Source organism: Cellulosimicrobium protaetiae (assembly GCF_009708005.2).
In the GTDB taxonomy this organism is placed as follows: Bacteria; Actinomycetota; Actinomycetes; order Actinomycetales; family Cellulomonadaceae; genus Cellulosimicrobium; species Cellulosimicrobium protaetiae.
Map to the genome: position 1 here is coordinate 3,392,746 of NZ_CP052757.1, position 24,673 is coordinate 3,417,418.

General features: G+C 73.1%; 26 protein-coding genes and 1 other RNA gene. 7 read left to right on the top strand and 20 right to left on the bottom strand.

Annotated features, from left to right (window positions below):
* Window positions 1-38: 38 nt before the first annotated feature.
* The 3 genes from FIC82_RS14610 to FIC82_RS14620 all read left to right on the top strand — a co-directional run bounded on the left by FIC82_RS14610 (window position 39) and on the right by FIC82_RS14620 (window position 2,015).
* Complete coding sequence (locus FIC82_RS14610; protein WP_168731922.1) at window positions 39-608, top strand: NUDIX hydrolase family protein; 570 nt, start codon at window positions 39-41, stop codon at window positions 606-608.
* On the top strand, window positions 605-1,267 hold the full coding sequence (locus FIC82_RS14615) for a Pr6Pr family membrane protein (RefSeq protein WP_154799001.1): 663 nt from the start codon (window positions 605-607) through the stop codon (window positions 1,265-1,267). The genes FIC82_RS14610 and FIC82_RS14615 overlap by 4 nt, the downstream gene beginning before the upstream one ends.
* A 205-nt stretch (window positions 1,268-1,472) precedes the next feature.
* On the top strand, window positions 1,473-2,015 hold the full coding sequence (locus FIC82_RS14620) for a flavodoxin domain-containing protein (protein ID WP_154799002.1): 543 nt from the start codon (window positions 1,473-1,475) through the stop codon (window positions 2,013-2,015).
* A gap of 30 nt (window positions 2,016-2,045) precedes the next feature.
* Here FIC82_RS14620 and FIC82_RS14625 read toward each other — a convergent pair whose 3' ends face one another.
* On the bottom strand, window positions 2,046-3,680 hold the full coding sequence (locus FIC82_RS14625) for an ABC-F family ATP-binding cassette domain-containing protein (protein ID WP_168731923.1): 1,635 nt from the start codon (window positions 3,678-3,680) through the stop codon (window positions 2,046-2,048).
* Window positions 3,681-3,840: 160 nt separating this feature from the next.
* Between FIC82_RS14625 and FIC82_RS14630 the strand changes: the two genes are divergently transcribed.
* Window positions 3,841-4,290, top strand: coding sequence for a DUF3054 domain-containing protein (locus FIC82_RS14630; protein ID WP_154799003.1), 450 nt, complete (start codon window positions 3,841-3,843; stop codon window positions 4,288-4,290).
* Here the strand turns inward: FIC82_RS14630 and rdgB are convergent.
* From rdgB to clpS, 6 genes are all read right to left on the bottom strand, one after another.
* Entirely contained in the window at window positions 4,279-4,971 is a 693-nt protein-coding gene (gene rdgB / locus FIC82_RS14635) for an RdgB/HAM1 family non-canonical purine NTP pyrophosphatase (protein WP_168731924.1), read from the bottom strand. The genes FIC82_RS14630 and rdgB overlap by 12 nt on opposite strands.
* On the bottom strand, window positions 4,968-5,726 hold the full coding sequence (gene rph / locus FIC82_RS14640; RefSeq protein WP_154799004.1) for a ribonuclease PH: 759 nt from the start codon (window positions 5,724-5,726) through the stop codon (window positions 4,968-4,970). The genes rdgB and rph overlap by 4 nt, the downstream gene beginning before the upstream one ends.
* 92 nt (window positions 5,727-5,818) lie before the next feature.
* The gene (locus FIC82_RS14645) at window positions 5,819-6,649 is read right to left on the bottom strand and encodes an MBL fold metallo-hydrolase (RefSeq protein ID WP_154799005.1); all 831 of its coding nucleotides are present in this window, start codon (window positions 6,647-6,649) and stop codon (window positions 5,819-5,821) included.
* A complete protein-coding gene (gene murI, locus FIC82_RS14650) occupies window positions 6,649-7,452 on the bottom strand; it encodes a glutamate racemase (protein WP_168731925.1) in 804 nt (267 codons plus the stop codon). The genes FIC82_RS14645 and murI overlap by 1 nt, the downstream gene beginning before the upstream one ends.
* A 138-nt stretch (window positions 7,453-7,590) precedes the next feature.
* Window positions 7,591-8,253 (bottom strand): DUF2017 family protein, encoded by a 663-nt coding sequence (locus FIC82_RS14655; RefSeq protein ID WP_168731926.1) that lies wholly within the window; start codon window positions 8,251-8,253, stop codon window positions 7,591-7,593.
* Complete coding sequence (gene clpS, locus FIC82_RS14660) at window positions 8,250-8,537, bottom strand: ATP-dependent Clp protease adapter ClpS (RefSeq protein WP_253691833.1); 288 nt, start codon at window positions 8,535-8,537, stop codon at window positions 8,250-8,252. The genes FIC82_RS14655 and clpS overlap by 4 nt, the downstream gene beginning before the upstream one ends.
* Window positions 8,538-8,650: 113 nt before the next feature.
* Here clpS and FIC82_RS14665 point away from each other — a divergent pair, with 113 nt between their 5' ends.
* Complete coding sequence (locus tag FIC82_RS14665) at window positions 8,651-10,081, top strand: nicotinate phosphoribosyltransferase (protein ID WP_154799006.1); 1,431 nt, start codon at window positions 8,651-8,653, stop codon at window positions 10,079-10,081.
* A gap of 37 nt (window positions 10,082-10,118) precedes the next feature.
* On the opposite strand, the gene FIC82_RS14670 is transcribed toward FIC82_RS14665, so the two are convergent.
* The 9 genes from FIC82_RS14670 to FIC82_RS14710 form a co-directional block, all read right to left on the bottom strand.
* Window positions 10,119-11,864 (bottom strand): DEAD/DEAH box helicase, encoded by a 1,746-nt coding sequence (locus tag FIC82_RS14670; protein ID WP_154800341.1) that lies wholly within the window; start codon window positions 11,862-11,864, stop codon window positions 10,119-10,121.
* Between the two features lie 104 nt (window positions 11,865-11,968).
* A complete protein-coding gene (locus FIC82_RS14675) occupies window positions 11,969-12,304 on the bottom strand; it encodes a DUF3039 domain-containing protein (RefSeq protein ID WP_034605677.1) in 336 nt (111 codons plus the stop codon).
* Between the two features lie 177 nt (window positions 12,305-12,481).
* Entirely contained in the window at window positions 12,482-13,264 is a 783-nt protein-coding gene (nagB, locus tag FIC82_RS14680) for a glucosamine-6-phosphate deaminase (protein ID WP_154799007.1), read from the bottom strand.
* Entirely contained in the window at window positions 13,264-14,289 is a 1,026-nt protein-coding gene (locus FIC82_RS14685; RefSeq protein WP_253691198.1) for an ROK family protein, read from the bottom strand. Before FIC82_RS14685 ends, nagB begins: the two co-directional genes overlap by 1 nt.
* A 1-nt stretch (window position 14,290) precedes the next feature.
* Window positions 14,291-15,223 carry a carbohydrate ABC transporter permease gene (locus tag FIC82_RS14690; protein WP_418884324.1) on the bottom strand — a complete coding sequence of 311 codons (933 nt, stop codon included), beginning with the start codon at window positions 15,221-15,223 and terminating at the stop codon, window positions 14,291-14,293.
* Window positions 15,220-16,173, bottom strand: a complete 954-nt coding sequence (locus tag FIC82_RS14695; protein ID WP_154799008.1) for a carbohydrate ABC transporter permease — start codon at window positions 16,171-16,173, stop codon at window positions 15,220-15,222. Before FIC82_RS14695 ends, FIC82_RS14690 begins: the two co-directional genes overlap by 4 nt.
* Before the next feature lie 152 nt (window positions 16,174-16,325).
* Window positions 16,326-17,636, bottom strand: a complete 1,311-nt coding sequence (locus FIC82_RS14700) for an extracellular solute-binding protein (RefSeq protein ID WP_168731928.1) — start codon at window positions 17,634-17,636, stop codon at window positions 16,326-16,328.
* A 195-nt stretch (window positions 17,637-17,831) separates the two neighbouring features.
* Entirely contained in the window at window positions 17,832-18,992 is a 1,161-nt protein-coding gene (locus tag FIC82_RS14705; protein ID WP_154799009.1) for an ROK family transcriptional regulator, read from the bottom strand.
* A gap of 155 nt (window positions 18,993-19,147) precedes the next feature.
* Window positions 19,148-20,038 (bottom strand): PfkB family carbohydrate kinase, encoded by an 891-nt coding sequence (locus FIC82_RS14710; RefSeq protein ID WP_168731929.1) that lies wholly within the window; start codon window positions 20,036-20,038, stop codon window positions 19,148-19,150.
* Window positions 20,039-20,188: 150 nt separating this feature from the next.
* Between FIC82_RS14710 and FIC82_RS14715 the strand changes: the two genes are divergently transcribed.
* Together FIC82_RS14715 and FIC82_RS14720 are read left to right on the top strand one after the other, a co-directional pair.
* Window positions 20,189-21,172, top strand: coding sequence for a DUF4349 domain-containing protein (locus tag FIC82_RS14715; protein WP_154799010.1), 984 nt, complete (start codon window positions 20,189-20,191; stop codon window positions 21,170-21,172).
* Complete coding sequence (locus FIC82_RS14720) at window positions 21,165-21,524, top strand: hypothetical protein (RefSeq protein ID WP_154799011.1); 360 nt, start codon at window positions 21,165-21,167, stop codon at window positions 21,522-21,524. The genes FIC82_RS14715 and FIC82_RS14720 overlap by 8 nt, the downstream gene beginning before the upstream one ends.
* Before the next feature lie 73 nt (window positions 21,525-21,597).
* Here FIC82_RS14720 and ssrA read toward each other — a convergent pair.
* The 4 genes from ssrA to FIC82_RS14740 form a co-directional block, all read right to left on the bottom strand.
* Window positions 21,598-21,964, bottom strand: a transfer-messenger RNA (tmRNA) gene (ssrA, locus tag FIC82_RS14725).
* Window positions 21,965-22,102: 138 nt separating this feature from the next.
* A complete protein-coding gene (locus FIC82_RS14730; RefSeq protein ID WP_047234046.1) occupies window positions 22,103-22,516 on the bottom strand; it encodes a hypothetical protein in 414 nt (137 codons plus the stop codon).
* A gap of 98 nt (window positions 22,517-22,614) precedes the next feature.
* Complete coding sequence (gene smpB, locus FIC82_RS14735) at window positions 22,615-23,085, bottom strand: SsrA-binding protein SmpB (protein ID WP_047234045.1); 471 nt, start codon at window positions 23,083-23,085, stop codon at window positions 22,615-22,617.
* A 204-nt stretch (window positions 23,086-23,289) separates the two neighbouring features.
* The gene (locus tag FIC82_RS14740) at window positions 23,290-24,672 is read right to left on the bottom strand and encodes a M23 family metallopeptidase (RefSeq protein WP_154799012.1); all 1,383 of its coding nucleotides are present in this window, start codon (window positions 24,670-24,672) and stop codon (window positions 23,290-23,292) included.
* Window position 24,673: the final 1 nt, after the last annotated feature.

A 24,673-nucleotide genomic window follows, 5' to 3' on the forward strand; every position in this document is an offset into this window, starting at 1 on the left:
GACTCGCCCCGTGGCACCGGTCGGGGTAGAACAGTCGCGTGACCGACACCGCCGACTTCCCGCCCGACGACTTCTCCCACGAGAACCCCAGCCCTGCCGGGTGGCTCAGCCCGGAGGAGATCGCGGTCGCGCGCGCGCAGCTCCCGCTCGTCTACGTCGACGCCGTCCCGGTGCGGGTCGACGACTCGGGCGACGTCGTCGCCGTCGGGCTCCTGCTGCGCGTGACGCCCGAGGGCATGATGACGCGGGCCCTCGTCTCGGGCCGCGTGATGTACCACGAGCGCATCCGCGACGCCCTGCTGCGGCACATCGAGAAGGACCTCGGCCCCGTCGCGCTCCCCCAGGTCCCCGCGTCGCCGCAGCCGTTCACGGTCGCCGAGTACTTCCCGACGCCGGGCATCACCTCGTACCACGACCCGCGCCAGCACGCGGTGTCGCTCGCGTACGTCGTTCCGGTCAACGGCGACTGCCGGCCGCAGCAGAACGCGCTCGAGCTCGCCTGGCTGACGCCCGAGCAGGCGTGCAGCGACGAGGTCCAGCTCGAGATGCGCGGCGGACAGGGCGTGCTGCTGCGCCAGGCCATGGCGTACGTCGGCCGCCTGCCGTGACCGGCGCGCCGCGCGTCCCGCCTCAGGGACGCCGGGCCGCCCTCGCGCGGGCGCTGCACGCCCTGGTGGCCCTCGCCGCGCTCACAGGCGTCGTCATGGAGCTCGTCATCGCGCTCGTCGACGGGCCCGGCACCGCCCCCAGCCAGGCCGAGCGTCTCGTGCGCCTGTTCTCCTACTTCACGATCCAGTCGAACGTGCTCGTCGGGGTCGTCTCGCTCTTCCTCGCGGTGCGGCCCGAGCGTGACGGTCCCGTGTTCCGCGTCGTCCACCTCGACGCCCTGCTGTGCATCGCGGTCACCGGGATCGTCTACAACACCGTGCTCCGCGGCCTCGCCGAGCTGAGCGCCGCAGGCCAGGTGTCGAACCTGCTGCTCCACCTGCTCGCACCGCTGCTCGCGGTGGTGGCCTGGCTCCTCGTCGGGCCGCGCCCGCGTGTGCGCGCCGCGACGGTGTGGTGGTCGGTGGCCTACCCCCTCGCGTGGATCGCGTACACGTTCGTCCGGGGTGCCGTCGTCGGCTGGTACCCCTATCCCTTCCTCGACGTGGCCGCGCTCGGCCTCGCCCGGGCGCTCGTCAACACGGCGGTCGTGGCCGTCGTGTTCCTCCTCCTCGCGTGGCTCGTGCGCCTCGTGGACGCGCGGCTGCGCCCCGCGCCCTGACCCGCTCGCCCGGTCGGCCTTCGCCGCGGCTCCGGATCCGCACGGGCAGGCGCGGGCGACCTCGCAGGACCTGGGACCGGCGAGACCCGGGACCAACGGCCCTCCACCTCCGTCCGCCCGACCCTGGGTCCGAGCGCCCCCGTCCCGGACGCTGGAGGGAGGGGACCCGTCCCGTCCGGACGGGCGCACGACGAAGGGGCGCGCCATGGATGCCGCAGTGGTCTACGAGTCGATGTACGGGAACAGCGAGCGGGTCGCGCAGGCCGTCGCCGAGGGACTGAGCGAGACGGTCCGCGTCATGGTCGTCGACGTGACGGACCCGGCCGCGAGTCCCGACGCGCTCCGGCACATGGGCCTCGTGGTCGCCGGGGGACCGACCCACGCGTTCGGCATGACCCGGCCCGCGACCCGTGCCGAGGCGGTGCAGCGCGCGAGCGGCGACGTGTCCGACCGCGCGACGGGCCTGCGCGAGTGGGTCGAGTCAATCCCGCGCCAGGAGGAGACGCGCCTGGCCGCGACGTTCGACACGCGCGTCACCAAGGTCAAGCCGCTGCCGGGGTCGGCGGCCAGGGGCGCGGCCAAGGTGCTGCGCCGGGCGGGCTTCCGCCTCGTCACGCCGCCCGCGTCGTTCTACGTCGGGGACGTCGAGGGCCCGCTCGACGACGGCGAGCTCGACCGCGCGCGGGCGTGGGGTCGCGCCCTGGGGAAGGTCCTCGCGCCCGCGAGCGCCCCCGCCGAGGGTCGCTGAGCGAGCACCTGCGCGGCCGGGTGGCGGTCGTCAGCCCGCGAGCTCGAGCCGCGGCCAGTCGTCGAGGTCCTCGCGCATGCGCCGGTCGTGCGTCGCGACGACCACGGCCGCGGGCGTGACGCGCAGCGCCTGCGTCAGCTCGTCCACGAGGTCGATCGAGAGGTGGTTGGTCGGCTCGTCGAGGATCAGCACGTGCGGTGCGGCCAGCAGCGCCCGCGCGAGGTCGAAACGGCGACGCTGCCCGGCCGAGAGCTCGCGCAGCGGCCGCTCCAGGTCCTCCTCGGTGAGCAGGCCGAGGAAGGCCACGGGCACGAGGTGGTCCGGGTCCAGGCGGTCGGCGTCGAGGAGCTCGAGCGCCTCGCGCGCGTACTCGTCGAACCCGGTGCGGTCCTCCGCGTCCGGCGGCAGGACCGGCCCCTCCTGCGCGACGACCCCCAGGCGCGCGCCGTCGACGACGGACCGTGCGCCCCGGTCGAGCGCGACCAGCCCCGCGAGCGCCGCGAGGAACGTCGACTTGCCGCTCCCGTTCGGACCCGTGACGAGGAGGCGTCCCGACGGCGGGATCGCGACGCGGGTGCCGGCCAGGTCGAGGCGAGGGTCAGGGCCCGGCCCGACGCGCGGGCTGCGCAGCTCGAGCACCGGGTCGCCCGGGTCCCAGCCCGGGGACATCGCGGGCAGCTCGGGGAAGACGAGCTGGAGCGGCGGCACGGGGACCTCGACCGCCTCGGCCTCGAGCTGCTGCAGGCGGCGGTCGGCGGCCTTGACGTGGATCCGGGCGCGCGTCGCGCGGCGGTGCTTCTGGCTGCCCTTGGGCGGGCGCCACTCGTCCGACAGCCCCTCGTAGGACGCGTCGAGCACCGCGGCGAGCTTCTCCGCCCGCTTCTGCTCCGCCCGGAACCGCTGGCGCCAGCGGTGCAGCGCCTGGTTCTTCGCGAACCGGTAGGACAGGTATCCCGGTTGCCCGTAGAGCACCGGCTTGCCGTCCATCGCGGGGTCGAGGTCGAGGATCTGGGTCGCGACGTCGTCGAGGAGCTGGCGGTCGTGCGTGACCATGACCACTCCCCCGCGCCACGCGACGAGCTCGCCCGTGAGGAAGTCGATCCCGCCCGTGTCGAGGTGGTTGGTGGGCTCGTCGAGGAGGAGCAGGTCGGCGCGCTCCGCGAGCCGGCACGCGAGCCGCACGCGGTAGCGCTCGCCGACGGACAGCGTCGCGAGCTCGCGGTCCCGGTCGCGGCACGCGCCGAGGCGCGAGAGCGCGACGTCGACGCGGCGGTCCGCGTCCCACACGGCGAGGTGCTCGGCCCGCGCGAGGATCTCCGTGAGCTCGGCGAGGTCTCCGGCCTCGTGGTCGAAGTCGCGGGCGGCCGCCTCGAGCTCCGCGGCGACCGCGCGCAGCCCGCTGAGCGTCGCGGCGACGAGCGTGCCGACCGTCTGGCCCGGCTCGATCGCGAGCTCCTGCTCGACGAGCGCGAGCGAGCCCGCGCGGCGCACCTCCCCGCGGCTCGGGACCAGGTCGCCGGACAGGACGTGCAGGAGGGTCGACTTGCCCGTGCCGTTCTCGCCCACGACGCCCAGCCGTGTCCCGCCCGCGACGCGCAGGCCGACGCCGTCGAGGACGGGTCGTCCGGGGTAGGCGAAGGCGAGGTCGTCGGCGGCGAGATGCACGGGACCACCCTAGGTGGCGACGTGGCCTCCGCGAGATCGACCCCTGCGTCGCGAGATCGGTCTCCTGAGGGTCGACCTCGGTCGCACGGGGTCGATCTCGGCCGTGCAGGACGGTCTCGGCCGTGCGGAACGGTCTCGCGAGCGGGGTACGGTCGTGAGCATGACCGACCTCGCGCCCACCGGAGAGGCCCCGCGTCGTACCGGGCTCGTCCTGCTCGCCGCGCTCGCCGACGTCGCGTGCGTCCTGGCGCTCGCGAGCGGGGGCCTCGCGACGCACTCGGCCGACGAGGGCATGGCCCGGCTGCTCGTCGTCGCCTGGCCGTTCGCGGCGGGCGCCGCGCTCGGGTGGCTCCTCACCCGGGCGTGGCGCCGCCCGTGGCGGGTCTGGCCCACGGGAGTCGTGGTGTGGGGCTGCGCCTGGGCACTCGGCGTCCTGCTGCGCGTTCTCACCGACCAGGGTGTCGCCCCCGCGTTCCAGCTCGTGTCCTTCGGCTTCCTCGCGGTCACGATGCTGGGCTGGCGTGGCGTGGTCGCGCTCGTCGGCGTGCTCCGGCCGGGCGACCGGCGACGCCGCGCGCGCGACCTCGCCGGGAGCCCGCTACCGCGCTGACAGGGCGGCGACGACGTCCGGGGCGAGCGCGCGGAACGCCTTCCCCCGGTGGCTGATCGCGTTCTTCTCCGCCGGGCTCAGCTCGGCAGCGGACCGGGCGCCGTTCCCGGGCTGCTCGTCGGGCAGGAGGATCGGGTCGTACCCGAACCCGTTCTCGCCGCGCGGCGCGGTGAGCAGGGTCCCGCGCATCTCGCCCGTGCGCACGACCTCGGTCCCGTCCGGAGTGACGAGCGCAGCCGCGCACACGAAGCCCGCGGCCCGGTGCTCGGCGCGCACGTCGCCGAGCTGGGCGAGCAGGAGCTCGAGGTTCGCGACGTCGTCGCCGTGCCGCCCGGCCCAGCGCGCGGAGAAGATCCCCGGGGCGCCACCGAGCACGTCGACGGCGAGACCGGAGTCGTCCGCGACGGCGGGCAGGCCCGTGGCCGCGACGAGCGCGCGGGCCTTGATGAGCGCGTTCTCGGCGAACGTCACGCCGTCCTCGACGGGCTCGGGCGCGCCGACGTCGCCCGCTCCGACGATCGCGTCGGGCGCGAGATCGAGGCCCGGGTGCGCGTCGAGCTCGGCCGCGAGGATGGCGCGCAGCTCGGCGATCTTCCCGCGGTTGTGCGTGGCGAGGACGAGACGCGCGCCGTCCGGCACGACGACGCCCGGCGCCGCGGGCGCACCCGCCGCCCCGGTCACCGCGCGTCCGCCGCGAGCGCCGCGCGCTGGATCGTGGTGAGGTCGGCGGTGCCGGCGACGGCGAGGTCGAGCAGCGCGTCGAGCTCGGCGCGGTCGAACGGCGCGTGCTCGGCGGTGCCCTGCACCTCGACGAACGTGCCCGAGCCCGTGACCACGACGTTCATGTCCGTCTCGGCGCGCACGTCCTCGACGTACGGGAGGTCGAGCATGGGCGTGCCGTCGATGATGCCGACGCTCACCGCGGCGACCGAGTCGGTCAGCACCGGCTTGCCGCCCTTGACGTGACCGTGGCGCTGACCCCACGCGACCGCGTCGGCGAGCGCCACGTAGGCGCCCGTGATCGCGGCGGTGCGGGTGCCGCCGTCGGCCTGCAGGACGTCGCAGTCGAGCACGATCGTGTTCTCGCCGAGCGCCGAGACGTCGATGATCGCGCGCAGGGACCGGCCGATGAGGCGCGAGATCTCGTGCGTGCGCCCGCCGATCTTGCCCTTGACCGACTCGCGCTGGCTGCGCTCGTCCGTCGCGCGCGGCAGCATCGCGTACTCGGCCGTGACCCAGCCCTCGCCCGACCCCTTGCGCCAGCGCGGCACACCCTCCGTGAACGACGCCGCGCACAGCACGCGCGTCCGGCCGAACTCGACGAGCACGCTCCCCTCGGCCTGGTCGAGCCAGTGGCGGGTGATGGTCACGGGCCGGAGCTGGTCGGGCGCACGCCCGTCGGCGCGCACGACCTCAGAAGAGGCAGAGATGGTCATGCGGCCACCTTACCGACCCCCCGGCCCCCTGCTGAGTGCATGAAATAGTCGCGCCGATCAGCCTGGGGCGCGACTATTTCATGCACTCACGGTCAGAGGTCGAAGACTGCGCCCGTGGTCGCCACGTCGACCCGGCCCGCGTACGACTCGCGGGCCTCCGTGCGCGAGCGCTCGGGGTCGTTCCACGCCGGGAGGTGCGTGAGCACCAGCCGGTGCGCGCCGGCCGCCGTCGCGACCTCGCCCGCCCGGCGCCCCGTGAGGTGGATGCCCGGCTCGACACCGTCGTCGCGGCCCTCGTGGAACGCGGCCTCCGACAGCAGCAGGTCGGCGTCGCGAGCCAGCTCGACGACGCCGTCGCACACGTCGGTGTCACCCGTGTACGCGAGCACGGCACGCTCGCCCGTCCGCAGCGACGACGGCCCCGTGACGCGCACGCCGTACGCCTCGACCGGGTGGAACACGCGGTACGGCTCGAGGGTGAGCGGGCCGACCTGGACCGGGACCCCCGCCTCCCAGGCCCGCACGTCGAGCTCCTCGGCCATCGCGTCGCCCGGCTCGGCTCCGTACGCCGCCTCGAGACGCCCGGCCGTGCCCGACGGCCCGAGCACCGTGAGGCGGCTCGGCACCCCGGTCCGCGTCGAGCCGCGCTCCGGGTGGTAGCGCAGGTAGACGTACAGACCGCACACGTCGACGAAGTGGTCGGGGTGCAGGTGCGACAGCGCGACGGCGTCCAGGTCGAGCGGGTCGACGAAGCGCTGCAGCGTGCCCAGCGACCCGTTGCCGAGGTCGAGCACGACGTTCCAGTCGCGTGCCTCGAACCCCGCGGCCGCGGCCTCCGCGGCCGGGACCTGGACGAGGTACGACGACGCGGGCGACTCCGGCCCGGCGAACGACCCCGAGCACCCGACCGTGACGAGGCGCATCAGGCCGCCTCCACGCTGAGCACCTCGGGGCCGAGGAACCGGCGCGCCAGGTGCTCGAACGGCTCGGCGCTCCCGGTCGCGACGAACCGGTGCCGCGGCGGTCCCGCGTCGCGCGAGCGCTCGAGGTCGTGCGCGACGAGCGTGCGGTAGACGTCCTTGGCCGTCTCCTCCGCGCTCGACACGAGCGTGACCTCCTCGCCCATGACGTACGAGATCGCGCCCGTCAGCAGCGGGTAGTGCGTGCATCCGAGCACGAGCGTGTCGACCCCCGCCGCCTTGACCGGGTCGAGGTAGCGGTGCGCGACCTCCAGCACCTCGGGCCCCGACGTCACGCCCTGCTCGACGAGCGGCACGAAGTCCGGGCACGCCTGGGTCGTCAGGTGCAGCCCCGGCGTGACGGCGAACGCGTCCTCGTAGGACCGCGACGTGATGGTGGCGCGCGTCCCGATGACCCCGATCCGTCCCGAGCGCGTCGCGGCGACCGCGCGACGCGCCGCCGGGAGGATCACCTCGACGACCGGGAGCCCGTGGCGCTGCGTGTACCGCTCGCGCGCGTCACGCAGGACCGCCGACGACGCCGAGTTGCAGGCGATGACGAGCATCTTCACACCGTCGTCGACGAGCTGGTCCATGATCGCCAGCGCCATCGCCCGGACCGCCGCGAGCGGCTTGGGCCCGTAGGGCCCGTTCGCGGTGTCCCCGATGTAGAGGAGGGACTCGTTCGGAAGCTGGTCGAGGATCGAGCGTGCGACGGTCAGGCCGCCCACGCCCGAGTCGAAGATCCCGATGGGAGCGTCGTTCACCCGCCCGAGCCTACTGGCGCGCTCGCGCGCGGGGCGCACCGAACCGCGGCTCCCGCCTGTGGCAGCGCCCACAGGACCCTCCGTGCGGGTCTTCCCCGGAGGCCGGCCTCGGGACGGCCCCCGGTCTGGTCCGGGCGCTCAGGACGGACGGCCGCGCCCTGCCCGGAGGTCGGCGAGCATGCCGTCCACGAGCGACTCCTGGAGCAGGCCCGTGAGCAGGAACACGCTCACGAGGAAGCGGCGCGGTGCCCCACCCACCTCGTCCACCGGCCCGTCCTCGCCCTCGCGGTCCAGCTCGTCGTACAGGCCCTCGACCTGCTCGTCGGTCCGCAGCCCGAGCCGTTCGGCGAGCACGAGGCGCACGTCCGTCAGCGCGCCCGCCACGTCCTCGGCGTCCTCCCGCGTCACGGCGAACGGGGCCGCCTCGCTCGGCTCCGAGTCCACGAGCATGCGCGCCAGCAGCACGAGCCGCCCGACCTTGCGCGCCGCGAGGTCGTCCTGGGTGAACCGCCGGAACTCGGTCGCCACGTCGGCGTCGTCCGACGCGTCGGGGAGCAGACGCCGCACGGCCGGGTCGGGCGGAGGCGTCGCGTCCGACCCGTGCCCACCCGGCAGCGGGCCCGTCCAGCCGGGAGGCGACCAGACGTCGTCGGGCACGGGCGCGGCGGGACCCGGCGCCCGCCCGGGCACGCCCTCCTGGAGCATCTGGGCGACGTCGCCCGCGAGCTGCGCGAGCACGATCCGCTCCGACGGCTCGAGCTCCGCGACGTACCCGTGCGCCTCGGCGCGGAACGGCCTCACTGCTCGCCGTCCTTCTGCAGCGTCGCCCACAGCCCGAACCCGTGCATCGCCTGCACGTCGACCTCCATGCGCTCGCGATCGCCCGTCGACACGACGGCACGACCCTCCTGGTGCACCTGCAGCATGAGCTGGTGGGCGCGCTCCGCCGCGTACCCGAAGTAGGACTCGAACACGTACGCGACGTAGCTCATGAGGTTGACCGGGTCGTTCCACACGAGGGTGACCCACGGGCTGTCGGGGAGGACGGTCTCGTCGACCCGGGTCGCCTCCTCGGGCACGGTCACGGACGCCAGCGCGCCGGTGGCGCGGGTGAAGATCGGCTGAGGGCTCACGCCACCACTGTATTCGTGGGCCTGTCGACACCCGTCGTGCCCGTCGCTGCCCTACCGTATTCCGCATGAGCCTCGCCGACCCGGGCAGCGTCGCCCCCTCCCTCACCGACAGCGCTGCCTCGCCGGGACGACAGGCGGGCCCGGCGCCGCAGCGCCCGCCCTACCAGCCGGTCGCGTCGACCGCCCTCCTCACCGACCGCTACGAGCTGACGATGCTCCAGGCCGCGCTCGCGGACGGCACCGCCGACCGCCACTGCCTGTTCGAGGTCTTCACGCGCCGCCTCCCACCGGGGCGGCGGTACGGGGTCCTCGCGGGGACGGGACGCGTCCTGGAGGCGCTGTCGTCGTTCCGGTTCGGCGCCGAGGAGCTCGACTGGCTCCACGCGCAGTCCGTCGTCGACGACCGCACGCTCGAGTTCCTCGCCGGCTACCGGTTCACCGGGACCGTCTCCGGGTACGCCGAGGGCGAGGTCTTCTTCCCGCAGTCTCCCGTGATGACCGTCGAGGGCACGTTCGCCGAGGCGGTGCTGCTCGAGACGCTCGTGCTGTCGATCCTCAACTACGACTCCGCCGTCGCGTCCGCAGCGTCGCGCATGACGAGCGCCGCCGTCGAGCGCCCGTGCCTCGAGATGGGCGCGCGGCGCGCGCACGAGCAGGCCGCCGTCGCCGCAGCGCGCGCCGCGGTGGTCGGCGGGTTCGCCGGGACGTCCAACCTCGAGGCGGGGCGCCGCTACGGGCTGGCGACCATCGGCACCGCCGCGCACGCCTTCACGCTCCTGCACGACGACGAGGAGTCGGCCTTCGCGTCGCAGGTCGCCTCGCTCGGTCCCGGCACCACGCTCCTCGTCGATACCTACGACGTACGCAAGGGCGTCCAGAACGCGGTACGCGCCGCCGGCGGGAGGCTCGGTGCCGTCCGGCTCGACTCCGGAGACCTCGGGGTGCTCGCCGTCGAGGTGCGCCGCCAGCTCGACTCCCTCGGCGCGCACGACACGAAGATCACGGTGACCTCGGACCTCGACGAGTACGCCATCGCGTCGCTCGCCGCCGCCCCCGTCGACTCGTACGGCGTCGGGACCTCGCTCGTCACCGGTTCCGGCGCGCCCACGTGCGGCATGGTCTACAAGCTCGTCGCCCGCGCCGACTCCTCCGGCGTGCTCCAGCCCGTCGCCAAGGCCTCCACGGCCAAGACCAGCACCGGCGGGCGCAAGGTCGCCGCGCGTCGGTACGACGTCGACGGCCGCGCGGTCGAGGAGGTCGTCGTGACCGGCGCCGACCTCGCCGTCCAGGAGTGGGAGCCCGACGACGGAGACCTCCGACCGCTCCAGGTCCCGCTCGTCGTCGACGGCGCGGTCGACTCGCGGTGGGTCGGGTCCTACGGCGTGCAGAACGCCGCGCACCGCCACCGCGAGGCCCGTGCCGAGCTGCCCCGCGGTGCCCGCCGCCTCTCGGCCGGCGACCCCGCGATCCCGACGGTCGTGCACACGATCCCCTGAGCCCGCCGGAGCGTGTGACCGCGGTGCGACCCGGCTGCTACCGCTTGCCGACGAACCAGCCGCGGACGGTCGCGACACGTGCATCGAGCTGCTCGACCGTCGCGAGCGGGACCTCGGGCCCGCCGCAACGGCGCCGCAGCTCGGTGTGCACGGACCCGTGCGGCTGCCCGCTGCGGCGCGACCAGGCGGAGACGAGCCGCTGCAGCTCCTTGCGCAGCTCGGCCGCCCGACGGTGGTCCATCTCGGCCCGCTCGCGCTCCGCGGACTGCGTGCTCCTGGAGCGCGCGCTGATCTGGTCGGCCTGACGCTGGCGCAGGAGCGTGGTGACCTGGTCGGCGTCGAGGAGACCAGGGAGGCCGAGGAAGTCGAGCTCCTCGTCCGACCCGACGTCCGCGCCCGTCCCGAACTCGCCGCCGTCGAACAGGACGCGGTCGAACGAGGCCTGCGCCTCGAGCGCCTCGAACGACCCCTGGACGAGCTCGCCCGACGCCTTGTCCTCGCGGTTCGCCTCGGCGAGAAGCGCATCCTCGGGGTTGAAGCCCTCACCCTGCTCCTCCGCCGTGAGCGGTCGGTCGAGCGCGTGGTCCCGCTCGATCTCCAGCCCGTTCGCCAGCTCCAGCAGGTGCGGGACGCTGGGCAGGAACACCGACGCCGTCTCACCCCGCTTGCGGGCACGCACGAACCGCCCGACGGCCTGCGCGAAGAACAGCGGGGTCGCCGTCGACGTGGCGTACACGCCCACGGCCAGGCGCGGGACGTCCACACCCTCTGACACCATGCGCACCGCGACCATCCAGCGGCCGTCGCCGTCGGAGAACTCCTCGATGCGGCTGCTCGCCCCGTCGTCGTCCGACAGCACCACGGTCGGGGACTTCCCGGTGATCCGGGCGAGGTGGCCCGCGTACGCGCGCGCGTCGGTCTGGTCGGTCGCGATCACGAGTCCCCCGGCGTCGGGGATCGCGCGCCGCACCTCGGTGAGGCGCTTGTCCGCCGCCGCGAGGACCGACGGGATCCACTCGCCGTTCGGGTCGAGCGCGGTGCGCCACGCCTGGCCCGTCATGTCCTTCGTGAGCGCCTCGCCCAGACGTGCGCTCACCTCGTCGCCGGCCTTGGTGCGCCAGCGCATGTTGCCCGAGTACGACAGGAACAGCACCGGGCGCACGACGTGGTCCCGCAGCGCGTCGCCGTAACCGTACGTGTAGTCCGCGCGCGAGCGGCGGATGCCGTCAGGACCGCGGTCGTACTCGACGAACGGGATCGCCGCGGTGTCGGACCGGAAGGGCGTGCCCGTCAGTGCGAGACGACGCGTCGCGTCCTCGAACGCCTCGCGCACGGCGTCGCCCCACGACAGCGCGTCGCCCCCGTGGTGCACCTCGTCGAGGATGACGAGCGTCCGGTCGGCGGTCGTGCGCGCCGCGTGCAGCGCGGGCTTGGCAGCGATCTGCGCGTACGTCAGCGCGACGCCGTCGTAGTGGGCGCCGTGCCGGCCCTGGCTGTTGCGGAAGTTGGGGTCGATCCGGATGCCGACGCGTGCCGCGGCGTCGGCCCACTGGTGCTTGAGGTGCTCGGTCGGTGCGACGACCGTCACCCGCCGCACGATCCCCTGCTCGAGCAGCTCGGTCGCGACCCGCAGCGCGAACGTCGTCTTGCCCGCACCCGGGGTCGCGACCGCGAGGAAGTCGCGCGGCGCGCGGGTGCGATACAGCTCGAGCGCCTCGGCCTGCCACGCGCGCAGCTTCGACGCCGAGCCCCACGGGGCGCGACGCGGGAACGCGGGCGACAGGTGCGACGCCGCAGCCGACGACGGGCTCTGCGGCGCGGGCGGGCTGGTCCTGCTACGGGTGTCGGGGGCGGAGTGACCGGTGGACGTCGTGTGGTGCTCCCCGCTCACTTGCCGGAGTCACCCTCGCCGTCCTGCGGGTCCCGCAGACCGTCGTAGATCTCCTTGCACGTGGGGCACACGGGGAACTTGTTCGGGTCGCGACCGGGCACCCACACCTTGCCGCAGAGCGCGATCACCGGCTTGCCGGAGAGTGCGGACTCCATGATCTTCTCCTTGCGCACGTAGTGCGCGAAGCGCTCGTGGTCGCCCGGCTCGGTCTGCTCGCGCGTCTCCTCGCGCTCGAGCACCCCGGTCGACGTGCCGGTCGTCGGCTCGGTCGCGGGGTTCCGGAACGGGTCCTCAGGACCCCCGGGGGGCGTGCTCGCACGGAGTTCGATCATGACCCGAAGTCTACGTCGCGCTGCCGACACCTGTGGGGGCTCTACGCCCGCGACAGACGCACGATGGCCCGTGCCCAGCGACGAAAGAGCCCGCCGGCACACGGTCCAGGGGCGTGGACCGTGCACCGGCGGGCGGCTCCGAGCGGCGGGTGAGACCCGCGCGGCCTGGGCAGCGGCCTACAGGCCCTGCCAGTCGGGCTTGGACGCGTAGGTCTGGCGGTAGTAGTCCCCGAGCTGCAGGCGCGAGGCCGCCGCGTCGTCGACCAGCACCGTCGCGTGCGGGTGCATCTGCATGATCGTCGCGGGCCACAACGCGCTGACCGGGCCCTCCACGAGCTGGTGCACCGCCTCCGCCTTGCCCCGGCCCGTGGCCAGCAGCACCAGGTGCCGCGCCGACATGATCGTCGCCAGCCCCTGCGTCAGGCAGTGCCGCGGCACCCGGTCCACGTCGTCGCCGAAGAACCGCGCGTTGTCCACCCGCGTCTGCGCCGTCAACGTCTTGATCCGCGTCCGCGACGCCAGCGACGACCCCGGCTCGTTGAACGCGATGTGCCCGTCGGTGCCGATCCCCAGGATCTGCACGTCCACACCCCCCGCGGCCGCGATCGACTCCTCGTACGCCGCGCACGCCGCCACCAGGTCCGCCGCGTTGCCGTCCGGGCCCTGGACCGCGCCCTCGGCGAAGTCCACCCGCGACGCGATCTCGGTCTCGATCACGTTCCGGTACCGCTCGGGGTGCTCCGCGGGCAGGCCCACGTACTCGTCGAGCATGAACGCCTTCACCCGGGCGAACGACAACCCGTCCTCACGGTGCCGGCGCGCCAGCTCGTCGTACACCTTCAACGGCGACGAGCCCGTCGCCAGCCCCAGCACCGCCCGAGGCCGCGACCGCACCACCGCCTCGATCGCGTCCGCAGCCAGCACCGCCAACCGCTCCGCAGGAGCGATCACGACCTCCATCACAACACCTTTCGACGGCCGACGAGGGCAGCGCCCACCGCGGCGACGGGGACGTCCGTCGGAGCGAGAGACACCCGCTCCGCGAGACGCAACGAGGACAGGAACGGGGACGTGCTCGACTGCGCGTCGAGCGCCGCACGCACGGCGTCGAGGAGCGGCTGCCCCAGCGCGGAGACGCCACCCCCGAGCACGACGTGCCGCACGTCGACCGAGAGCTCGAGGATCCGGACCGCGGACGCGACCGCGGACGCGAACTCGTCCTTGATCCGGACGGCCTCCGGGTCGCCGGCCGCCGCGGCCTCGAAGAGCTCCGCGGGCGCCGGTCGACCGTGACGCGACGGCCACCGGGCCGACACCGCGGAACCCGAGGCGTACACCTCGACGCAGCCCCGCTGGCCGCACGCGCACTCCGGGCCACGGGGATCGATGGGGATGTGCCCGATCTCCCCCGCCGCACCGCTCACGCCGCGCCGCAGCTCACCACCGAGGACGATGCCGGCGGCGAGCCCGGTGCCGAGCGCGAGGAACGCGAGGTCCGCGCCGTCGTCGCCCCGCAGGTGCGACGCCCCGAGCGCGGCGACGTTGAGGTCGTTGTCGACCTGGACCGGGACGCCCCCGAGCTCCGCGGACAACGCGTCGGCCAGGGCGAACCGCCCTCCCTCGATCCCCAGGTTGACCGCGTGGGTGACCGAGCCGTCCGTCGGGTCCACCAGGCCGGGCACGCCCACACCGACGCCGTCGAGGTCGGCGAGGTCGACGCCCGAGCGGCGCACGACCTCCCGGACGGCACGCGCCGCGCTCGCCACGACACCCTGCGGACCGCGGACGGTCGGCAGGCGCAGCGTCTCGCGTGCGGCACCCTCGGGGTCGAGGTACGCGGCGAGCACCTTGGTGCCGCCGATGTCGAGTCCGACCGCGCTCCCGGCACCTGCCGGGACCCTTCTGGGCGACGGACGGTCGGGGCGCCCGGCCGGGGCTGCGGCTGCCTCGCCGTTCAGCGAGGCAGCCGTGCTCAGGTCGCTCACGTCAGCCCTTCACCGCACCCGAGACGAGGCCACCGGTCATCCGACCCTGGACGATGAGGAAGAAGATCACCACGGGGATGGCGATGAGCACTGCCCCTGCCATGAGAGCGCCCCAGTTGGTCGCCTGGGTCGCCTGCTGGTAGGTCCGGAGCCACACCGGGAGGGTCATCGACTCCGGGCGCGACATGATGATCAGCGCCATGACGAACTCGTTCCAGGCCTGGATGAAGGCGAAGACACCTGTGGCGACGAGGCCCGGCGCGAGCAGCGGGAACGTGATCTTCCAGAACGCCCTGCCGCGCGAGCAGCCGTCGATCATGGCGGCTTCCTCGAGCTCGGCCGGCACGCCGTTGACGAACCCGCGCAGCGTCCAGATCGTGAAGGGCAGCACGCCGGAGACGTAGACGATGCCGAGACCGATGATCGTGTTGAGCATCTGCCAGCCGTCGATGATCCGGAAGATCGAGATCATCATCGCCTCGCCCGGGATCATCTGGACGACGAGGACCGCGATGATGAACGCGCGGCGACCCTTGAAGCGGAACCGGGTCACGGCCAACGAGGCGAGGAAGCCGAGGATCATCGCGATGACGAGCGTGAAGAAGGTCACCGCGAGCGAGTTGCCCATCGCGGGCACGAATGGCGCTCGCGAGTCGTCGGTGATGGCGCTCTCGTAGTTGCTCAGCGTGAAGACGTCGGGGGTCGGGAAGAACTTGAGATCCGTACCACGAATAAGGTTCGACGGCAGGAACGAGGTGTTGATCATCCAGTAGACCGGGAAGACCGACGCCACGAAGACGATGATCGCGAGGATCGCGAAGACCACGTTCGCGGCCTTCTTGCGCTGCGTGTCACGGCTCTTGCGGGGGGCGGTCTTGACGGCCGCCGAGGCGTGCCGTACCGAGGCGCGAGGGGTGGTCGAGATGGTGCTCACAGTTCTTCCTCCCGGACCGTCTGGCGCACGTAGTAGAACGAGATGCCGAGCATGATGAAGACGAAGATCACCGAGATCGCGCCGGCGAGGCCGTAGTGACCCTGCGCCATGCCCATCTGGTAGATGTACACGCCGATCGTGTTCGTCTTCTCCCGGTCACCGCCGACACCTTGGAGGGCGTAGATCTGCGTGAACACGCGCAGGTCCCAGATGATCGACAGCACGATGAGCACCGTGATGATGCTGCGCACGTACGGGATCATGATGAGGCGGAAGCGCTGGACCGGGCCCGCGCCGTCGAGCTGCGCTGCCTCGAGCACCTCTCCAGGGATCTGCGTGAGGCCCGCGTACATGGTGAACGCGACGAACGGGATGGCGCCCCACACGATGATGATCGTCGCGATGAGGAAGAACTGGAGGGGGTTGAGGAGCCACGAGTGGCCCATCCAGTTGTCCCCCGTGATCGTCGTCAGGAGGTTGTTGATCACGCCGTACTGCGTGTCGAAGATCCAGCCCCAGACGATGGTCGCCGCGAGCGCCGGCATGGCCCACGCGAGCAGCAGGCCGACCGAGACCAGCAGGCGGAAGCCGTTGCCGAGCCGCATCATGAGCAGCGCGATGAGGGTGCCGAGCACCATGGTCAGGGCGACGCAGACGACCATGAACAGGAAGCTGCGCAGCAGAACGGTCCAGAAGCCGTCGACGTCGGTGAGGACCTGGACGTAGTTGTCGAAGCCGACCCACTCGGCGGGCTGACCCATGAGCTGGGCCCGCTCGTACTCCTGGAACGACATGACGAACAGTCGGACGATCGGGTACCCGACCAGGATCCCCAGCACGACGAGGCTAGGGACGAGGAGCGTCCACGGCAGGATCGGAGGACGCCGCTTCTTGGGTGGCCGCACGGCGCCGGGGCGCTCGGTGCGGGGTTCGAGGGTGGTTGAGCTCATTTCCTCACTCCGTCAGGGGTGCGCGGTGGTGCGCAGGTGACGTGCCGACGGCCCGTCATGGGAAGGGGTGGGGGCTCCCACGAGGAGACCCCACCCCTGACGGCTCGAGCCTCCGGTGGCGCCCGGACGAGGCCGGGCGCCACCGGACGGGCTCAGCTGTTGAGGATCTCCTCGATCTTCGCGTCCAGGTCGGTCGCGACGGTGTTCACGTCGTCACCGTTCGCGAGGCGGGTGAACGCCGTCTGGAGCACGTTCTGCGCCTCGACGTCGGCCCACTTGGGCGACGCCGGGGTCAGGCGGGCGTTCTTCGAGGCCGCGACACCGGCCTGGGCGATCGCGTCCTCCTGCGGCACCTCGCTCGCGAGCGAGACCTTGGCCGGGATCATGTTGGCCTGCGCGAGGATCGTCTGGTACTCGTCGCTCATCATGATCTCGAACGCCTTGTAGGCGAGCTCGGGGTTGTTCGACTTCTGCGCCACGGCGATGTTCGAGCCACCGGCGAAGACGGCAGCCGGCTCACCCGCGGTCTTGCCCGGGAGCGGGAAGGCCGAGAGGTCCGAGCCGTAGGTCTCGAGGCAACCCGGGGTCGTGTCGGCGTCCTCGGGCGTCGCCGAGGTCTTGATGGTGCCGGCGATCCAGGTCGGGGCCGAGACGTACGCGACCGCACCCTCGCAGAACGGAACCTGCAGGTCGGTCTCCTGACCGTCCTTCGGCGCGAGCGACGTGTTGACCATGAGCTCCTGGACCTGCGTGAGGCCGGCGAGGCCGCCCTCGCTCGAGAACCCGGCCTCCCACTCGCCGTCGTCGTTCTGCTCGGCGATGAAGCCGCCGTTCTCCCAGACGAACGGGAGCGCGTTGTACCAGTCCTGGCCGGGCCAGTACACGCCCGAGACCGTGTCGGAGGCGAGCGCGTTGGCGTTCGCCACGTACTCGTCCAGCGTCGTCGGCACGGGGGTGGTGCCGGTGACCTGCGGGGTGTAGAACACGGCACGCGAGCCCGCGTAGTAGGGCAGCGCGTAGTGCTTGTCGTCCCAGTTGCCGGCCTCGACGAAGCCCTGGAGCAGGTCGTCGCCGCCGAGGGACTGGTACTCGTCCTCGGTGATCTCACGGAAGAAGCCCGCGGACGTGAACGCCGGGGACTGCGTGTTGCCGACCTCGACGACGTCCGGGCTGTCGGACCCGGAGAGCGCCGTGGTGAGCTTGTCGACGAGGCCGGTCCAGGACTGCTCCTCGATCGTGAGGGTGCTGCCCGGGTTCTCCTCCTCGAACGTCGTCTTGAGGTACTCGCGCGCGGCGTCGGGCGTGTCCGAGCCGTTGAGCCAGACACGGATGTCTCCGGTGGTGGCCTCGCCCTCGCCGGAGCCGTTGTCGTCGCTCCCGCCGCCGGTGCTGCAGGCGGTCAGCGCGAGCGCCAGGGTGATCGTCGACGCCACGGAGGCGACGACGAGACGGTTCCTCTTCACTGGGTGCTTCCTCTCGGTGTTTCTTGGTGGCGGCGTCGATGACGCCACCGAGGTGTGGCAGGAGTCCTGCGTAATCGAGCTCGTGCAGGGGTACTGCGATCCTGGGGATGCTGCTCTGGGGTTCCCAGGAGGTCTGGGGACAGGGCGTGGACCCTGCCCGGTCGGGCGGCTGGAGGTCGGTCCGAGCGTGGTCGGCTAGGAGACCCCCAGCTGTCCGGACAGGACGAGGACGGCAGCCCCAGCGAGGACGACGTCTTCGTCGAGCGTGGCCATCCGCACCTGGAGCCCGCTGCCGATGACCGGCATCGTGCGGGAGCGGATGGTCTCGAACGCCGTCTCCCGCAGGGGCCCGTCGAGCAGGTCCGCAGGACCGCTCACGAGCACCTCCGCGAGGTTCAGCGCGCTGACGACAGGTGCCAGAGCGATGCCCAGCGTCCTGCCCACCGACGCCAGGACGGCGTCGGAAGCTTCGGTGTCGAGCCCGTCCACCGCGCGGCGAAGCGCCGGCACGGACAGGACGGTCTCCAGGCAGCCGCGGCGCCCGCAGGCGCACGGCTCGCCGTCGTCGACGACGGTCACGTGGCCCAGCTCGCCGGCGGCGTCCGCGTGCCCCCGGACGCGCGCGCCGTCGACCATGATCCCGGCGCCCACGCCCTCGCCCACGGTGAGGACGAGCAGACCGTCGCCGGCAGCTCCCCCGAACGTGAACTCGCCGAGCGCCGCGATGTTCGCGTCGTTGGCGACGTGGACCGCGAGACCGAGCCGCTCGGTGAGCTGCGCGGCCAGGGGGACGTCGTACCACCGCCGGTTGGGCGCCTCGATGACGCGGCCCTCGGCGTCGACGACGCCCGGCGACCCGATGCCGACGCCGATGACGGGCTGCGTGGCGGACGCGATGAGGCCGCGGCAGAAGCGCGTGAGGAGGTCGACCAGCTCGGTCCCGGTGCGGCCGTCGACGGCGAGGCTCTGCCGGACGACGAAGTCGCCGGTGAGCGTGAGGACGGCACCGCGCATGACCTCGTCGTCGGTCAGGTCGACGGAGACGATCTGGTAGGCGCTCGTCCGCATCCCCACGAGGATCGCGGGCTTGCCGACGCGCTGGCCGGGGCGGACGCCGAGCTCCTCGACGAGGCCCTCCGCGATGAGGACGGACACGAGGTCGGAGATGGTCACGCGGGTGAGGGAGGTCGCCCGCGCCAGGTCGGCGCGCGAGGTGGGCCCCTCGTGGAACAGGTGCTGCAGCACGAGGGACCGGTTGTGCGCCCGAGCGTGCTCGGGGAGCACCTTCGAGGTCGGCCTGAGCCCTGTGCTCAGTCGCCTCCTCGGTGCGCCGGTCCCGGTGACTGCCGTTGTCATGTTTGTTAGTAGACTGCCTTTACTAAGTGCGTGTCAACTCTCCCCGGGCTTCGTGACCGAAATGTTGCCGATCGGGTGGCGGGTCGGGACCTGGGTCCCGGTCCCGCGGGCCCGCTGCCCCTCAGGAACGGCCCGGCAGCACGGCACCGCGCCGGTCACGGCCGTCGGCCGGCCTCGGCCCACCCGCGCGCCCCGGGGTGCTCCACCGAGGCGGTCGCGACGACGACCGCCCGCTCGAGCGCGCGCCGCCACGACGCGCCGCGCGCGACGGACGCCGCGAACGCCCCGTGGACCACGTCCCCCGCGCCGAGCGTGTCGACGACCCGGGCAGGCACGGGGGCGGCGACCTCGTACCGCTCCCCCGCGTCCAGCACCTCGACGGGACGCGGGCCCCGGGTCCGGGCGACGAACTCCGGCCCGAGAGCGAAGACCGCGTCGAGGACGTCGTCTCCCTCCGCCCCGGGGAAGCGGAAGTCGGCAGAGAGCACGACCGCGTCGCACAGCCCGATCATCTCGACCGCGTCGGGCTTCCACGAGCCGCCGTCCAGCACGACGGCGGCCCCCAGGTCTCGCGCGCGGCGCGCGACGGCGAGCGCGAGCCCCGGCAGGTGACCGTCGAGCAGCAGGACGTCGCCCGGCCCGACGCCGTCGAGGAGGTCGTCGCCGACCGGCCCGGCGAGCGACCCGCCGGACGCGAGCCCCGCGAATCCCGACGCGTTCGTGCTCACGACCGCGCGCTCCCCCGTGGCGCGCGTGACGAGCACGGTCGAGACGGCCGGCTGCCCGTCCCCGCCCGCGGCGACGTCGACGAGGTCGACGTCGCACCCCGCGAGCTCACGCCGCACGACCTCCGCGAGCGGTCCACGGCCGACCGCGGTGACGAGCCTCGTGGGCACGCCGAGCGCGGTGGAGGTCGCCGCCGCGTTGGCGGCCGGGCCGCCGAACGTCGCGGTGAGCGACCGCGCCGTGACCTTCTGGTCGGGCCCGGGGAGCTCGTCGACGACCTGGACGACGTCGAGGGTCACGAGTCCGCAGCACACGAGCACCCGTCCATCCTGCCGTGCACGGTGGGTCCGCGCGGCCTGCGGCGCGCGTCGCGCGTGTCGTGCTGCGGTTGGATCACGGCCAGTTCACAAGACGGTCACGATGTCGGGACCGGTGTCCGGTTCGCCTGCTTGGCCCCCTACTCTCGCAGCATGCGGACCGCTCGCCCCCTCGCCCTCGTCGTGGTCGCCCTGCTCGGCGGTGCCCTCCTCGCGGGGTGCTCCGCGTCGAGCGGGGACATGGCGTCCTTCTCGTCGGACGACGCCGGGAGCATGTCGGAGGTCGGCGAGGCCGGCGCCGTCGACGCTGCCGCGGACTCGTCCTCCGGGATCGCGCCCGCCGACGAGGGAGCAGCGACGCAGGCCGACCGCGAGATCGTCACGACGGGCTCCGTGACGGTTGTCGCCGACGACCCGGCCGCGGCCGCGGAGGAGGTCGCCGAGCTCGCGGAGAGCGCGGGTGGCAGGGTCGAGAGCCGGAGACAGACGGAGCGCGAGGGCGACGCCCCCGCGTCCGCGGAGCTGACCGTCCGGGTGCCCTCGGCCCAGACCACCGCGACCGTGGACGCCCTCGAGCAGGTGGGCGAGGTGCGTGACCTGTCGATCGAGGCCGTCGACGTGACGGGGACCGCGCGGGACCTCGACGCCCGGGCGGAGGCGCTCGCCACCTCCGTCGAACGTCTCCGTGCGCTCATGGGCGACGCCGCGACGACCGAGGACCTGCTCGCCGCGGAGCAGGAGCTCACCACGCGCCAGGCCGAGCTGGAGTCGTTGCAGTCGCAGCGCGCGGCGCTCACCGACCAGGTGTCGATGTCGACCCTGCACGTCACGGTCGTGCAGGTCGCGCCGGTGGAGCGGCTCGCCCCCGGCGGCTTCCTCGGCGGGCTGCAGAACGGCTGGAACGCCCTGCTCGCGACCCTCAACGGGCTCGTCGTCGTCCTCGGCGCGCTCCTCCCGTGGCTCGTCGTGGCAGGGGTCGTGCTGCTCGTCGTGCGCTGGGTGCTGCGCCGGGTCCGTCGACGGGCCGGCGACGGCGGCACCCCTCCGGCAGAGAGCGGGCGACCCGGGCCCGAGGGCGGGCCGGACACGCCGGGAGCGGACCGCGAGCCCCTGGTGGGAGCGTCCGCGCGTGAGTGAGACCGCGCGGGCCCAGGACGCGCTCCCGGGACGGGTCGCGCGGCTGTGGAGCGTCGACGACCGCGCGTCGCGTCCGGTCGGCCACCTGGTCACACGGGTGTGCATGCACTGGGACACCGTCGGTCCGCACGCCTTCCCCCGCCACGTCAACCCGGAGCCTCGCGTGCAGTGGCGCGCCCACCTCGACGGCTCGGACGTCGAGGGAGAACAGGACCTGTACAGCGACGACCCCGAGGCGCCCCCGTTCCCTCGCGACGACGACCGGACGATCGTCGTCCGTGGGCGTCGGCTGCGACTCGAGTGGCTCGACGGTGCCGAGGCGGAGGCCGCGTGGGACCGGCACGGATGGTGACGAGCACCTCGGGGCGCACGTCCTGGCACGACGACGGCCCGCACCCCCGAGGGGGTGCGGGCCGTCGTCGCAGGGGTGGAGGTGCGGGGAATCGAACCCCGGTCCGGTGACGCCGATCGAGGACTTCTCCGGGCGCAGTCTGCTGTCGTTTTTCTCGGCCCCCGCACTCACGCAGACAAGATGCGGACGGGCTCAGTCACCTGAAAGTCCCCGCAGCCCCGATGACGAGGACTACGAGCAGTGGCTCTCTAGATGACGCCAGGATCCGAGTCGAGAGCTAGCTCGGGCTGACGGACTTCGGGGCTCGCTCAGGCGGCGAGGGCGAAGTCGGTGCGCTTGTTATCGGCACCTGTGTTTTGCAGACATCGTTTACGAGATAAGCCTGCATCCTCGGCCCGCTTCTCCTCGAAGCACGACCACCGTCGAAACCGATCACCCCCTGTGGAGTTGTCAATCACCGCGCGGCTCCCGGGCGGACCCGGTCCTCGCTCAGCAGGACAAGCCTACGGGATGAACGTCGGTCGCCGCACCGATATTTCCGCACCTCCCGGACGCGGCCCGGCTCGCGACGCCGGCGACTACTTCTTGCGGCTCAGCGCGTCCACGAGCAGACCGCCCGCGATCCCGAGGAGGAACACGTCCTTCGCGAGCCCGGTGCCCTGCTCGGTCGGCCGCACCCCGTCCTCGCGCGTCATCCCCGGGGTCTTCAGGTACATGCCCACGAGCCCCGCCGAGAAGACGCCCAGGCCCACGGCCACGAGCCCGGTCGGGACGAACGGAGCGACGAGCGCCGCGCCGAGCGCGATCTCCGTGGTCGAGAGCGCCTTGGTGAACTGCTTCGGTTCGACGTCCCCCAGGAACGAGTACGTCCCCGCCGCCATGCCGTGGATCCCCTGCGCGGTCGCCTCGTCCGCGCCACGCTTGTTCAGGCCGGAGTTGAGGATGTACGCGCCCGCGGCGAGGCGAGGGATGTACTGACGGAGCTTGACCATGGGGCCTCCAGGTTCGTGGTCGTCGTCTCGCCCTCGACCGTACGTCGAGGGCGACGACGTCACCAGCGGGTGGGCCGTCGGCCCCGAGGCGCCCGGGGTCAGCGCAGCTCGCGCTGCCGCATGGCGCGCTGCGCCTCGCGGTTGTCCTGCTTCTCGCGCAGGGCCTGCCGCTTGTCGTACTCCTTCTTGCCGCGGGCGAGCGCGATCTCGACCTTGGCCCGCCCGTCGAGGAAGTACAGCGCGAGGGGCACGATCGTGTGGCCCTTCTCGCGCGTCTTGGACTCGAGGCGCAGGATCTCCTCCTTGTGCAGCAGGAGCTTGCGCTTGCGACGCGGGGCGTGGTTGTTCCACGTGCCCTCGGTGTACTCGGGGATGTGGACGTTCTCGAGCCAGGCCTCGCCCCGGTCGACGGCGACGTAGCCGTCGACCAGCGAGGCCCGCCCCATCCGCAGCGCCTTGACCTCGGTGCCCGACAGGACGATCCCCGCCTCGTACACGTCCTCGATCACGTAGTCGTGGCGTGCCTTGCGGTTGCTGGCGACGACCTTGCGGCCGGTGTCCTTCGCCATCCGTGTCCTACCGTCCTTCGCTGTCGTGTCGTCGCCCGCGGCGCCGGACCTCCGGTCCCTGCCCGCTCGGAGCCAAGGGCCGTCGTCGTGCCGGCGCACCAGCGTACGGGTGCCCGACGACGCCCGGTACCGATTATCCCCCGCGTCCGGACGGCGCGGGTCGGGTCGCGGCGCGCGACACGGCCGGGCTCGAGCGGACGCCGGTCAGCCCAGGACCGACATCGGGTCGATGGTGGACCCGTTGACGTACACCTCGAAGTGGAGGTGGCACGCCCCGGACAGCCCCGTGTTGCCGGAGTAGCCGATGACCGTCCCCCTCTCGACCCACTGCCCGGAGGAGACGGCGAAGCGGGTCAGGTGGTTGTAGCTCGTCATGAGGTTCGACCCGCCGACCGTGCCGTGGTTGACGAGGACCTGGTTGCCGAATCCGTTGCGCCACTGGGCGTGGACGACCGTGCCGGAGCCCGAGGCCATGATCGGCGTCCCGCAGTAGGCCCGGAGGTCCGTGCCCGCGTGCATGCGGTAGTAGCCGAGGATGGGGTGCAGCCGCATCCCGTAGCTCGACGTCACGTACGGGACCGCGGTCGGGTACGACAGGAAGCTGGAGATGCTGCCGCGGTCGCCGCCCGACGAGGACCCCCCGCCCCCGCCGCCGCCACCGCCGCTGGAGCCGCCACCGCCGCCACCGCCGGACGACTGTTGCTGCTGCTGGCGGCGCGCCTCCTCCTCCGCGGCCTTGCGGTCACGCTCCGCCTGCTCGGCGATGATCCCCTTGATCTCGGCCTGCAGCGACTTCTGCGCCGCCTCGTTCTCGGCGACCTGCGCCTCGGCGGCGGCCTTGCGCTCCTCGATCGTCGCCTTCTTCGCCTGCTGGTCGACGATGAGCTGCTCGACCTCGGCCTTGCGGTCGGCCGCGGCCTTGCGAGCGGCCTCGGCCGCGACGACGTTCTCGTCCGCCTGCTTCTTCAGGTCCGCGACGGTCTCCCGTACCGCCTGAAGCCGCGCCTCCCGGTTCCGCGAGACGGACTCGGCCTCGAGCAGCTCCTGGAGCGACCGCGACTGGCTGCGCGCCGCGGTCGACGAGACGGCGTACTCCTCGATGAACTCCTCGGTGCTCTGGGCGCCGGTGACGATGCCGAGGCTCGAGACGTCGCCCTGGCCGCGGTAGGCCTGGCGCGCCATCTCCGCGATGCTCGACTTCGCGTCGGCGACCTCGGTCGCGCCGCGCTCGATCTCGGCGCTGATCGCGGCCTCCTGGCCGAGAGCGTCCTCCAGCCGCTGGGCGAGCAGCTCCGCCTCGCGCTGGGTCCGCTCGACCTCCGCCTGCGCCGCGTCCAGCTCGGCCTGCGCGACGGGCAGGCGTGCCTCGATGGCCTGGAGGTCGACGACCGCCTGCGCGAGCTCGGCGTCGGTGTCCTCGAGCTCGGACTGCAGCTGCTCGCGGCTGCCGAGGATCTCCGACTGGCGGCGTTCGGCGGCCGCGCGGCGGTCGTCGATGTCGTCGGCGGAGGCCGAGGCGACGCCCCCCACGAGGAGCATCGTCGTGGCGATCAGGGCCGCGGTCGCGCGGCGGAGGTCCCGGGTCATC